Origin of the sequence: Candidatus Symbiobacter mobilis CR, assembly GCF_000477435.1 — a bacterium.
Taxonomy (GTDB): domain Bacteria; phylum Pseudomonadota; class Gammaproteobacteria; order Burkholderiales; family Burkholderiaceae_C; genus Rhodoferax; species Rhodoferax mobilis.
Map to the genome: position 1 here is coordinate 406017 of NC_022576.1, position 11778 is coordinate 417794.

The 11778-nt window shown below is 58.5% G+C and carries 10 protein-coding genes; 5 read left to right on the forward strand and 5 right to left on the reverse strand.

What is annotated here, in order from left to right:
- Nucleotides 1-14: 14 nt before the first annotated feature.
- On the reverse strand, nucleotides 15-506 hold the full coding sequence (locus CENROD_RS01570; RefSeq protein ID WP_022771307.1) for a chemotaxis protein CheW: 492 nt from the start codon (nucleotides 504-506) through the stop codon (nucleotides 15-17).
- A gap of 232 nt (nucleotides 507-738) precedes the next feature.
- The gene (locus CENROD_RS01575) at nucleotides 739-3024 is read right to left on the reverse strand and encodes an arginine/lysine/ornithine decarboxylase (protein ID WP_022771308.1); all 2286 of its coding nucleotides are present in this window, start codon (nucleotides 3022-3024) and stop codon (nucleotides 739-741) included.
- A 207-nt stretch (nucleotides 3025-3231) separates the two neighbouring features.
- On the opposite strand from CENROD_RS01575, the gene pyrE reads away from it, so the two are divergent.
- Nucleotides 3232-3912 (forward strand): orotate phosphoribosyltransferase, encoded by a 681-nt coding sequence (gene pyrE, locus CENROD_RS01580; RefSeq protein WP_022771309.1) that lies wholly within the window; start codon nucleotides 3232-3234, stop codon nucleotides 3910-3912.
- A 15-nt stretch (nucleotides 3913-3927) separates the two neighbouring features.
- Nucleotides 3928-4662: a DUF4124 domain-containing protein gene (locus CENROD_RS01585; RefSeq protein ID WP_151194564.1), complete on the forward strand. Its 735-nt coding sequence runs from the start codon at nucleotides 3928-3930 to the stop codon at nucleotides 4660-4662.
- 205 nt (nucleotides 4663-4867) lie between these two features.
- On the opposite strand, the gene gatB is transcribed toward CENROD_RS01585, so the two are convergent.
- From gatB to gatC, 3 genes are all read right to left on the reverse strand, one after another.
- Nucleotides 4868-6370, reverse strand: a complete 1503-nt coding sequence (gene gatB, locus CENROD_RS01590) for an Asp-tRNA(Asn)/Glu-tRNA(Gln) amidotransferase subunit GatB (RefSeq protein WP_022771312.1) — start codon at nucleotides 6368-6370, stop codon at nucleotides 4868-4870.
- Complete coding sequence (gene gatA, locus CENROD_RS01595; protein WP_022771313.1) at nucleotides 6367-7896, reverse strand: Asp-tRNA(Asn)/Glu-tRNA(Gln) amidotransferase subunit GatA; 1530 nt, start codon at nucleotides 7894-7896, stop codon at nucleotides 6367-6369. Before gatA ends, gatB begins: the two co-directional genes overlap by 4 nt.
- A gap of 90 nt (nucleotides 7897-7986) precedes the next feature.
- The gene (gene gatC, locus CENROD_RS01600) at nucleotides 7987-8295 is read right to left on the reverse strand and encodes an Asp-tRNA(Asn)/Glu-tRNA(Gln) amidotransferase subunit GatC (RefSeq protein ID WP_041193794.1); all 309 of its coding nucleotides are present in this window, start codon (nucleotides 8293-8295) and stop codon (nucleotides 7987-7989) included.
- Nucleotides 8296-8836: 541 nt separating this feature from the next.
- Between gatC and CENROD_RS01605 the strand changes: the two genes are divergently transcribed.
- The 3 genes from CENROD_RS01605 to mreD all read left to right on the forward strand — a co-directional run bounded on the left by CENROD_RS01605 (nucleotide 8837) and on the right by mreD (nucleotide 11752).
- Nucleotides 8837-9880: a rod shape-determining protein gene (locus CENROD_RS01605; RefSeq protein WP_022771316.1), complete on the forward strand. Its 1044-nt coding sequence runs from the start codon at nucleotides 8837-8839 to the stop codon at nucleotides 9878-9880.
- 96 nt (nucleotides 9881-9976) lie between these two features.
- Nucleotides 9977-10882: a rod shape-determining protein MreC gene (mreC, locus tag CENROD_RS01610; RefSeq protein WP_022771317.1), complete on the forward strand. Its 906-nt coding sequence runs from the start codon at nucleotides 9977-9979 to the stop codon at nucleotides 10880-10882.
- Nucleotides 10883-11227: 345 nt separating this feature from the next.
- Nucleotides 11228-11752 (forward strand): rod shape-determining protein MreD, encoded by a 525-nt coding sequence (mreD, locus tag CENROD_RS01620; protein WP_041193181.1) that lies wholly within the window; start codon nucleotides 11228-11230, stop codon nucleotides 11750-11752.
- The last annotated feature ends 26 nt before the right edge of the window (nucleotides 11753-11778 follow it).

Here is an 11778-nt window from a genome sequence, read left to right on the forward strand (position 1 = left end):
GCCTGCCTCAGGCATCAATGGTTCATCCCCAGTTCGGAAGGATCGAGCAAGGCTTGGATGTTCATGACGATGAGGGTGCGTTCCCCTTGGGTGACCAACCCGGTGATGAACCGGCTATCGACCATAGTCTGGAACTGGGGAGCGGGTTTGATCGTATCCGCACGCACGCTCACGACGTCAGAGACGGCATCGACGACTACGCCGATGACTGTTCCATGCACGCGCAGGACGATTACGACTGTGAAGTCGTTGTATTCGGCATCCGGCAGCCCCAGTTTCAAGCGCATATCGACGATCGGGACGATCACCCCCCGCAGGTTGATGACTCCCTTGACGAACATCGGGGCATTGACCATGCGGGTAGGCTCTTCATACGAACGAATCTCCTGCACTTGCAGGATGCCAATGATGTATTCCTCCGTGCCAAGGCGCAGGCTGAGGTACTCGCTTTCGCCAATCCCAGCGGTAGAAGAGGGGGAAATCTTGGATGGTTCTGGAGAGTTCATGCAACGATCCTTGGAGGAAACGCTCTGTAAAGGAAACGCAAAGGAAACGCTATGCGTTATGAAAAGGAAACGCTATGCGTTATAGAGGAAACGCTATGCGTTATAGAGGAAACGCAGAGCGTTAGTGCGGAAAATGTCCGCAACCCTTGACTGCCCGTGCGTCGCACCGGCCACTGCGCAGGAGACGAATCCGAGTGTAGCTTTGCGTTATGTCGGCGAGCGTGGAGCCTATTTACTGCACGCAATCCGCAAAGTACCCCACGCTGCCATCGGGCTGGACTTCCTCGACCAAGCCGTGGATATCGGTTTCAAAACCCGGGCACTGCGTGTTGAACTCGCGAGAGAAACGCAAGTAGTCGACGATCCTGCGGTTGAAGACTTCGCCCGGGATGAGTAAAGGAATCCCAGGGGGGTATGGGGTCACCAACCCCACTGTCACCTTGCCTTCCAGCTCGTTGATGGGAACGCGGACGGTCTTGCGCAGCGCGATGTGCGCATGCGCTTCGCTGGGCTTCATGGCCGGCGCCAACTCGCTAAGGTACATCTCGGTAGTCAGGCGGGCAACGTCATACCTGGCGTAGAGTTGGTGGATGCGCTGGCATAGGTCGGCCAAGCCCATTTCTTCGTACTGTGGGAACTTTTGGCAGAACTCGGGCATCGACTTCCACATCGGCTGGTTTTTGGCGTAGTCGTCCTTGAATTGCTGTAGCGCAGTGACCATGCTATTCCACCGCCCTTTGGTGATGCCGATGGTGAACATGATGAAGAAGCTGTACAGCCCGGTCTTTTCCACCACCACCCCGTGTTCGGCCAAGAATTTGGTGACCACGCTTGCGGGAATGCCGGTGGGTGCGAATCGTCCGTCCAAGTCGAGCCCAGGGGTAACCACGGTGGATTTGATCGGATCGAGCATGTTGAAGCCATCAACGATTTCGCCGAATCCATGCCAGTCCGTGCCAATGCGTTGAGACCGTGATTCCCCACGCAACACCCAGTCGTTGGGTTGACCGATGCCTTCTTCGGCCAGCGAATTCGGGCCCCAGACGCTGAACCACCAGTCATTGCCATATTCCTGCGCAATCTTGCGCATCGCACGCCGAAAGTCGAGCGCCTCGGCAATGCTTTCCTCGACCAGTGCCGTGCCCCCAGGCGGTTCCATCATCGCGGCAGCCACGTCGCAGCTTGCGATGATGCTGTACTGCGGGCTGGTGCTGGTGTGCATGAGATATGCCTCTTTGAACAGGTGCCTATCGAGTGTGATCGACTGGGCATCCTGCACGAGCACATGGCTGGCCTGGCTGATCCCGGCGAGCAGTTTGTGGATCGACTGCGTCGAATACACCATCGTGTTTTTGGGGCGGATGCGTTCTTTGCCCATGGCGTGGTAAGTGCCATAGAACGGATGGAACGCTGCGTGGGGCAACCAGGCTTCGTCGAAGTGGATGTTCTCGACGAAGCCGTCGAGCATCGACTTGATCGTTTCGGTGTTGTAGAGCACCCCGTCATAGGTTGACTGTGTCAACGTCAGGATCCGCGGTCGGATCGTCGTCGCTTGCAGTGTGGGCAGGTGCTTGCGAATGAGCGGGTTGCTCGCAATCTTGGCGCGGATGCTCGCAGGCTCGAATTCGCTGCTGGGGATCGGCCCGATGATTCCAAAGTGGTTGCGCGTGGGTTTGAGAAATACGGGAATCGCGCCGGTCATGACGATCGCATGCAGGATCGATTTATGGCAGTTGCGGTCGACGACAACCACATCGTTGGGCGCCACGGTGTGGTGCCACACCATCTTGTTGCTTGTGCTTGTCCCGTTAGTCACGAAAAAGCAGTGGTCGGCATTGAAGATGCGTGCGGCATTGCGTTCGCTTTTGCCGATCGCGCCATCGTGGTCGAGCAGTTGGCCCAGTTCTTCGACGGCGTTGCATACATCTGCGCGAAGCATGTTTTCCCCGTAGAACTGGTGGTACATCTGCCCCACCGGGCTTTTGAGGAAGGCCACGCCGCCGGAATGTCCGGGGCAGTGCCACGAGTACGAACCGTCCTCGGCGTAGTCCAGGAGGGCCTTGAAGAATGGAGGCTGCACGCCTTCGAGGTAGCTTTTGGCCTCCCGAATCAAATGGCGTGCAACGAATTCGGGCGTGTCCTCGAACATGTGGATGAATCCGTGCAGCTCGCGCAGGATGTCATTAGGCAGGTGCCTGGACGTCTTGGTTTCCCCGTAGACATAAATAGGTACGTCAGCATTTTTGCGGCGTACTTCTTCAATGAAGTGGCGCAGGTTCAAGACGACGGGGTCGAGACCTGGCCCGGCTGAGAACTCCTCGTCGTCGATGGACAGAATGAAGGCACTGGCACGACTTTGCTGTTGGGCAAATTGGCTCAAGTCTCCATAACTAGTGACCCCCAGTATCTCGAAGCCTTCCGATTCGATGGCCTGCGCCAAGGCACGGATGCCCAGCCCCGAGGTGTTTTCGGACCGAAAGTCTTCGTCGATGATGACGATGGGGAAACGAAACTTCATGGATCACTCGCTCGCACTGGCCTGATGAGGCAAAAAAGGCAGAAAGTGTACGGGGCAGGGGGGTTTTGATTCCTCTTTCTCTGGCTACTCCGTATAGTCGATGGCGGGCGAAAGTGCCCGCCTACAATGCTTTGGAGCCGTTGGGGCATCTTCGATTTGTGTCTGTGCCCCTGTACTTTTTCGTGTTGTATTCCCTGTTTTGTCCGGATGAACGACGCTACCCCTCCCGCTGTACCTGATGAACTGGCCCAGGAGTTCGTCCGCTTTGCGTTGGAGTGCGGGGTGCTGCGTTTTGGTGAATTCCGAACCAAGGCAGGCCGTTTGAGTCCGTATTTCTTTCATGCCGCCTTGTTTTGTGACGGTGCCAGGCTCGACCGTCTGGCGCAGTTTTATGCGCGTCGCCTGTTGGAAGAGGGTGTCGAATTCGATGTGCTCTTCGGGTCTGCGTACAAGGGGATACCCCTTGCAGCGGCCTTGAGCGTAGAGCTGGCCCGGCGCGGGCACAACAAGCCCTTTGCCTACCATCGCAAGGAAGCCAAGGATCACGGGGAAGGTGGTTTGCTCATTGGCGCTCCGCTGCAGGGGCGGGTACTCATCGTTGACGACGTGATTTCTGCGGGGTCTAGCGTGCGCGAGTGTGTTTCCCTCATCCGCCAAGCTGGGGCTATACCCAGTGCCCTGCTGATTGCGCTCGACCGCCAGGAAAGGGCTACGGAGGACGGGGTACAAGAAAGTGCCGTCCGTTTTGTCGAGCGTAGTTTCGGAATGCAGGTGGTATCGATCGCTCGGCTGGACGATCTGCTGGACCATCTGCGCTACAGCCATGATGAGGTGTTCGCCGGGGTGTACGACCGGGTTTTGGCGTACCGCCAAAGGTACGGCGCATAAGCTGTGAACCGGTACATGAATCTGAGGAATTGGAAACAGGCAATGGGGCACAGTGCCGTGCAAGGGGCGCTGGCTCGCGGATTGCGGTGGCTCCTGCCTGTGGGTATGGCGGTGGGGTATGCCTCTGGTGTGATGGCCGGAGAGATTTACACATGCATCGATGGGCAAGGACGCAAGCTGACTTCGGATCGTCCGATCAAGGAATGCCGGGATCGTGAGCAACTCATGCTCAATCCCAGCGGCACGGTCAAAGCTCGGATCGGCCCGGTATTGACCGAACGGGAGCTGGGGTTGCTGGAAGCGCAACGTCGCAGGGAAAAGGCGGAACAGGATCGGCTGTTGGAGGAAAAGAAGCGTGATCGGGCATTGTTGGCGCGCTATCCCACTCCGGAATTGCACAGCAAAGATCGTGCAGCAGCCTTGGCCAATATCGACCGGATCAAGCAAATTGCTGCACGACGTATTGCGGAACTGAAGAAAGATCGGCAGAAACTGCTCGCTGAGGCAGATTTCTACAAGCAGGACCGCAGCAAGATGCCGGCCAAGCTATCCCATCAGATCGATGAAGTGGGGCAGGCCTTGGCGGCACAAGATCGCTTCCTCGCAGAACAAAATGCAGAGGCTGAACGGATCAACAAGCGTTTCGACGAGGAGTTCGCTCGCCTGACCCCGCTATGGCGCATGGCAGCAGAGGCCTACATTCCTTCAGACGCACCGGCAGAAGATCTCCCGCCCCCCATTACGGAGTGAGAACCTATTGCAGTAGGCAGGCGAGCCGCCGCCGCGTGCAATGCGATGGCGCAGCCCCTACTGGAATAGGTTCTGAGAGCAGCGCTTTGTTCGTGGAATAGGAAGCCATCCGATGGAGTGGGGCGGTAGCGCTCCTGTGCAAGTCGCGAAGCGGCTTCTCGAAGCTCCCCTCGCACAGCGGAAGAGGGGCTGGTCATTCACCCGTTCACCCCAACAATTTTTGGCGCAGTAGCTCGTTGACCTGCTGCGGATTGGCGCGGCCCCGGCTGGCTTTCATGACTTGACCGACGAGCGCATGGAACGCTTTGGCGTTGCCACTGCGCACTTCGGCCACGTTTTTGGGGTGGGTCTCGATCACGGTATCGACGATGCCATCCAACTCCCCGGTGTCGTTAAGCTGTTGCAGCCCCAGGTCGGCGATGAGGGCATCGATATACGTTGCTGCGTGGGTTTTTCCGTGCGTTTTTCCGTGCGTTGGCACGGTGTCGTCGGTGGGGGTAGGCTGGGTTTTCCAGAGGTGGTCGAACCCGGTCTTGGCACCGCTGATCGACAGGATGCCCTCTTCCACACGCTGGATCAGGCACGCCAACATGGCGGGGGTGACTGGCGATACAGCAATGGATTGGCCTTCGAGGCGGCGCGCCATTTCGCCGGTGATCCAGTTGCAAACAGCCTTGGGTCGGCCACACGCGGCTACTGCAGCCTCGAAATAGGCTGCGACGTCACGATCCTGCGTGAGTAGGGCAGCGTCGATAGCAGACAGCCCATGCCCATGCACTATGCGGTCGGCAACGACTTGTGGCAGCTCGGGCATTTCCGCTCGTACCTCGTCGATCCATGCCGGGGCAATGTGCAAGGGTGGCAGGTCGGGGTCGGGGAAATAGCGGTAGTCGGCGGCGTCTTCCTTGGATCGCATGGCCCGCGTTGCTCCGGTATCGGGAGCAAAGAGCACGGTGGACTGGATGATGGCCCGTCCTTCTTCGAGTTCCCGGATTTGCCACGCCACTTCGTAGTCAATGGCCTGTTGCATGAACCGGAAACTGTTGAGGTTCTTGATCTCCCGCCGCGTTCCGAGGGGGGCACCGGGTTTGCGCACGGAAACATTGGCATCGCAGCGGAAACTGCCTTCTTGCATATTGCCGTCGCAAATGCCGATCCAGGTCACCAGCTTGTGCAGCGTTCGGGCGTATGCAACGGCCTGGGCACTGGAGCGCAAGTCTGGTTCGGTGACGATTTCGAGCAAAGGCGTTCCCGCACGGTTAAGGTCGATGCCGGTGTGCCCCGTCCAATCTTCATGCAAGGATTTGCCCGCGTCTTCTTCGAGGTGGGCGCGCACCAAGCGAACGATCAAGGATGCACCCTCGAATTCGACCTTGACCAGCCCGCCTTGTACGACGGGGATGTCAAACTGGCTGATTTGGTACCCCTTGGGCAGATCAGGGTAAAAGTAATTCTTGCGGGCGAAGACACTGCGCGGGGCGATCTTTGCATCCACCGCCAGCCCGAAACGAATCGCACAGTGGACGGCCTGTGCATTGATGACGGGCAACGTGCCTGGGAGTGCCATATCGATAGCGCAGGCTTGCGTGTTGGGTGGGGCGCCAAATGCCGTCGATGCCCGCGAAAACATTTTGGAATGGGTAGACAACTGCACGTGGGTCTCGAAACCGATGACGACCTCGTAGCCATGGATCAACGGTGCAGTCATGCGGATGGCCCTCCTGCCTGGTTGGGCGTGGCGCAAACCACGGGGGAGGGGGAATCCAGTCGTGGGCGCTGTCTATGCCAGTCCGTGTGTTGCTGAAAACGGTGCGCAATGTTGAGCAGGCGCGATTCCGAGAGGTGCTGACCGATCCATTGGATTCCGATCGGCAGTCCCGACTTCCCAAACCCGGCAGGGACGCTCATGCAAGGCAGGCCAGCGAGCGAAGCAGGCAGGGTGAAGATGTCGGACAGGTAATCCGCGAGTGGATCGTTATCGTGGCTGCCCAGCAAGCGTGCGACTGTCGGCGATACCGGGCCGGCAATCACATCACACTGCAGAAATGCCTGGCGAAAGTCATCGGCAAGCATTCTGCGAATCCGTTGGGCTTGCAGATAGTAGGCGTCGTAGTACCCATGCGAGAGGACGTAGGTGCCAATCATGATCCGGCGCTGGACTTCCATGCCGAAGCCCTCGGTGCGCGTGCGAACGTACATATCGTCGAGATCGACGGGGTTCGCGGCACGGAAGCCATAGCGAACCCCGTCGTACCTGCCGAGATTGCTGGAAGCCTCTGCCGGGGCAATGATGTAGTAAACGGGAATCGAGAGGGCGGTACGGGGCAAGGCAATGCGCACCCGGCGCGCACCAAGCTTTTCCATTTCGACGAGGGCGGCCTCGACGGCGCAGCGCACGTCTTCATCGAGGGTGTGGGCGAAGAATTCGTCAGGAATGCCGATGCGCAGCCCCGTGAGATCGTCGGCCAATTGCGCAGTGAAGTCCTCAGGGGGAATATCCAGCGAGGTGGAATCGTGTTCCAGGTCGGGGCCGCATAGCGTGCGCAACAGCAGGGCGCAGTCTTCTGCCGTGTGGGCCAGCACCCCAGCCTGATCCAGACTCGACGCATAGGCAACCATTCCATACCGCGATGCGCGTCCATACGTGGGTTTGATGCCAGTGACGCCACAGTACGAGGCAGGCTGGCGTATCGATCCTCCCGTATCGGTACCCGTAGCGGCGGCGGCCAGTCCGGCGGCTACGGCTGCTGCGCTGCCGCCCGAAGACCCCCCTGCGATGCGGGTGCGATCCCAGGGATTGCGCACTGGGCCGTAGGCCGAGTTCTCATTGGCAGAACCCATGGCGAATTCGTCGCAATTGAGCTTGCCCAGGGTGATGGCACCAGCCTCGTGGAGCTTGCGAACGACCGTGGCGTCGAAGGGGGATTGGTACCCCTGGAGCATTCGGGAACCAGCAGTGGTACAAAAATCCTTGGTGACAAAGATGTCTTTGTGCCCTAGCGGAACCCCTTCCAGCGGGCCAGCAGTCCCGTGGCCAAGGCGTTCGTCGCAAGCGCGTGCCTGGGCCAGGGTGATCTCTTCGCGCATGTCGAGCCAGGCACCGAGGTCGGCGTGGGCACGGGCACGTTGCAGATAGTGCGTGGCGACTTCGACGGCAGAGAGCGTGCGCTGGCGCAATTGCGCGGCAAGGCTGGCCACAGTCCATGTGGCGGGGTCACTGGGGAAGGGGGTCATGACGGGGGAATAGATGAAATCGATAGCGCTTGGCGGCGCAGCATTGGTGGCCGTTGCATGACGGCGCAGAGGAGATGGCGCAAAGTGGGATCAATCCAGCACTTTGGGAACCAGGAACAGCCCTTCTTCGACAGAAGGGGCGTTGCGCTGCAAGAGCGCACGCATGTCCAAGGATGGGGGTTCTCCGACGCGGTCTTCGTGCAGACGCAAAGGAACTTCCAAGCCAACGTCCATGGGGTGCGCCAGCGGTGTGACCCCCGTCGTATCGACGGACTGGATGGTTTCGACGAGGCCGAAAAAAGCATCAAGTTGCTTGTGCAAACATTCCCGCTCTGTGGGGGCGGGGTGGAGCCGGGCAAGCCTGGCGATGCGGTCGATGTCAGCGAGGGAAAGGGGCATGGCAAGCGGGGAGCGGCTGAAGCAGGCTGCGCTGCTGGTCGTGACAGGGGGCACGAGATAGGGTGAACAGGCCCTAGGGTACGCAAGGCTGCGTACCCGTCGGGTATTATCCCCCTGCCCAATTTTGGGGCTTGGTGTTTGGGGCTTGATGTGCATTGGGTTGGGGGCACTTATGGAGTTTGCCCCGTTTGGTTTGGCCTGCATGAGGTCTTTTTTTGCCTTCACGCTCCCCTTTGCTCGCTGTATTCTTCTTCCTGCCTCCCCATTACTTCTCCATTACTCCCCATTTGTGTCCGGTTTTTCCCTGCTTGCGCGTAGGCATGGTAGGGTGGATGCACAAGGGGTTGTTGGCGTTATTCGTCCCGTTTTTGCTTTTTTTCAACATCTTCCCTTTTTCTCTCTTCCCTATCCCTTACTACTTCCATTTTTGAAGTGCGTGGGCAGTTGGTTTGCCTACAGCGGAAGTTGGTGCTGTCGTGTCAAGCTGCGATGGCTGATGCTTGCCGCGACGAGGAATAGGGTATTTTTAGGATGAATTCGTATGCTTGGAGCGTTCCGACATTATTTTTCGACCGATTTGGCGATTGATCTGGGAACTGCCAATACGTTGATTTACACACGTGAAAAGGGGATCGTCCTGGACGAACCGTCTGTTGTCGCCATTCGCCATGAAGGCGGCCCCCAGGGCAAGAAGATCATCCAAGCCGTGGGCAAAGACGCAAAAGCCATGCTTGGCAAGGTGCCTGGCAACATCGAAGCGATTCGCCCGATGAAAGACGGGGTCATTGCCGATTTCACCGTCACGGAGCAAATGCTCAAGCAGTTCATCAAAATCGTCCACCCGCGAAGCATCTTCCGCCCGGGGCCACGCATCATCATTTGCGTGCCTTGTGGATCGACACAGGTGGAACGCCGGGCTATTCGGGAATCTGCACTGGGTGCCGGGGCCAGCGATGTGTACCTGATCGAGGAACCGATGGCGGCTGCAATCGGTGCCGGTCTGCCGGTGGCAGAGGCTCGGGGTTCGATGGTTGTAGACATCGGCGGGGGTACCACCGAAGTGGGAGTCATCTCGCTGGGAGGGATGGTGTACAAAGGCAGTGTTCGTGTTGGTGGCGACAAATTCGACGAAGCGATCATCGGTTACATCCGCCGAACCTACGGCATGCTCATTGGCGAGCCGACCGCAGAGATCATCAAGAAGGAGATCGGTTCCGCGTTTCCGGGCAGTGAGGTGCGCACCATGGAAGTGCGGGGGCGCAATTTGTCGGAAGGGGTGCCGCGCAGTTTCAAAATTTTCAGCAATGAAATTCTCGAAGCGCTGACCGATCCCATCAACAGCATCGTCTCTGCCGTCAAGAATGCCCTCGAACAGACTCCGCCCGAGCTGGGAGCGGACATTGCTGACCGGGGAATGATGCTGACGGGGGGGGGCGCTTTGTTGCGCGACCTGGATCGTCTGCTTGCAGAAGAAACGGGGCTACCCGTGCTCATTGCCGAAGATCCGCTGACCTGTGTTGCCCGGGGGTGTGGCCTGGCGTTGGAGCACATTGAGCAGATGGCTTCTATCTTCACCAACGAGTAAATCGGCGAACTGGCATCGAGCCAGCAACCATCAAGCTCCACAGGCTGCAAGTTTGGGCTGTCGTGTGGTTATCGTTTTTCCTCCTTGTTGCGTCTGATGCAGGCTGGCACGCTGGGAAGTGCTCCATCCCCATTCTTCAAGCAGGGCCCTCCGGCGCTGTTGAGGCTATTGTTTTTTGGCGCCTTGTCGTTGTTGTTCATGGTGGGTGACGCCCGTTTGGGTGTCATGCAACCGATCCGCACTGCCATTGCGGTGGTTCTCTATCCCGTGCAGATGCTGCTGCTGCGTCCAGTGGCATGGATGCATGGTGCGGCACAGTACTTTCATACCATTGAAGATGCGCGCGCCAAAGAGGCTGCTGCGCGGCACCGCTCGAATCTGCTTTCGCAGCGTGCGCAGCAAGTAGAGCAACTCATTCTCGAAAACGCACGATTGCGGTCCCAGCTCGGGCTTCGGGAACGTCTGCCTGTTTCGGCACAAGCGGCGCAGGTGTTGTACGACGTCCCCGACCCCTATGCCCGCAAGCTCGTCATCGACAAAGGGGGGCTTGTCGGCGTGGTGCAGGGTTCGCCTGTGCTGGATGAAAACGGTGTGTTAGGCCAAGTCACCCGTGTGTATCCCATGTCCAGCGAAGTCACCTTGCTGATTGACAAGAATCAAGCGATTCCTGTATTGAATGTCCGCTCCGGCGTGCGTGGACTGGCTTTCGGGGACGGCATTCCGGGACGGGGTACGCTGGAATTGCGATTCCTCCAAACCAATGTCGATATGGCCCCAGGGGATTTGCTGACGACTAGCGGCATTGATGGGGTCTATCCACCGGGGTTGTCGGTAGCGCGGGTATTGGCCGTCGATCGCGTCAGCGATTCGGCCTTTGCCCGGATTTCTTGTTTGCCTGTGGCACGCATGGCGTCCACAGTCCATGTACTTGTGCTGCAACCCTTGCTTGCCCAGGCATCGACTGCCGAGGCCGTGGCGCCGCCGCAAGCTGCTTCGCACTGAAGGCCTTATGTTGGTAGGTTATTGCACTGGCTGCGCTCCCATGCAAGCTCCCATGCAAGGCATTCCGCACCCGCCCCTTGGGCGGTACCTTGTCCCGATGGTGATGGGGAATCTTTTTTCGCTGGATGCACGCCATGTTCTCCTACTGGGTGCATTCCCCATACTTCCGCTGGTTGTATTTCACATTCTCCTTGGGGGAGAGGGCAACAAACGCCCCTCTCCCAGCGGGAGAGGGGCGGGGGTGAGGGCGATCACGTACTCTTACCGAAATAGGCCCCAAGCAATCTGGACGGACGTTGACGTATTCGCAGCAATTTTGGTATGCGGTAAGAAGGGTGCAGGGTCATGGTGATGCGCCGTGGAAAGCCGTTGCTGCTTCCCGCGCAACCCCGGTTCATTTGGAGTAGCCTGGTGGTGGCGTTAATCTTGGGCATTCTGCTGCCGACGCTGGTGCCGAATCGTGCAGTGTGGGTTCCGGACGTGCTCTCGGTCGTGCTCGTGTTTTGGATGCTGCACCAGCCAGACCGGGTTGGACTGGGTATGGCTTTCGCGTTGGGACTCATCCGGGATGTGCATTGCGGTAGCGTGCTTGGCGAGCAAGCGTTGGCGTATACGTTGCTCGGTTTTTTTGCATTGCAAATGCGGCGCAGACTCGAATGGTTCGGTTTGTGGGAGCAAGCAGTGCAGGTTTTCCCCTTGTTCCTGTTGGGACATGGGGTCGTGCTGATTTTGGAAATGGCGATCTCGGAAAAGATCCCCAACGGGTCGATGTTGCTGGCGCCCGTGCTGGAAGCCATGCTCTGGCCTGTGGTCACGTTGTTGTTGCTATTCCCCCAGACGCAGTCCGCAGATCCGGATGGGACGTTGTGAGTAGCATGGGGTTGGACGATCCGTTG

Bases quoted from the DNA above. Each gene is read 5' to 3' on its own strand.
- CENROD_RS01570 (WP_022771307.1), bottom strand. From the start codon at position 506: ATGAACTCTCCAGAACCATCCAAGATTTCCCCCTCTTCTACCGCTGGG.
- CENROD_RS01575 (WP_022771308.1), bottom strand. From the start codon at position 3,024: ATGAAGTTTCGTTTCCCCATCGTCATCATCGACGAAGACTTTCGGTCC.
- pyrE (WP_022771309.1), top strand. From the start codon at position 3,232: ATGAACGACGCTACCCCTCCCGCTGTACCTGATGAACTGGCCCAGGAG.
- CENROD_RS01585 (WP_151194564.1), top strand. From the start codon at position 3,928: ATGAATCTGAGGAATTGGAAACAGGCAATGGGGCACAGTGCCGTGCAA.
- gatB (WP_022771312.1), bottom strand. From the start codon at position 6,370: ATGACTGCACCGTTGATCCATGGCTACGAGGTCGTCATCGGTTTCGAG.
- gatA (WP_022771313.1), bottom strand. From the start codon at position 7,896: ATGACCCCCTTCCCCAGTGACCCCGCCACATGGACTGTGGCCAGCCTT.
- gatC (WP_041193794.1), bottom strand. From the start codon at position 8,295: ATGCCCCTTTCCCTCGCTGACATCGACCGCATCGCCAGGCTTGCCCGG.
- CENROD_RS01605 (WP_022771316.1), top strand. From the start codon at position 8,837: ATGCTTGGAGCGTTCCGACATTATTTTTCGACCGATTTGGCGATTGAT.
- mreC (WP_022771317.1), top strand. From the start codon at position 9,977: ATGCAGGCTGGCACGCTGGGAAGTGCTCCATCCCCATTCTTCAAGCAG.
- mreD (WP_041193181.1), top strand. From the start codon at position 11,228: ATGGTGATGCGCCGTGGAAAGCCGTTGCTGCTTCCCGCGCAACCCCGG.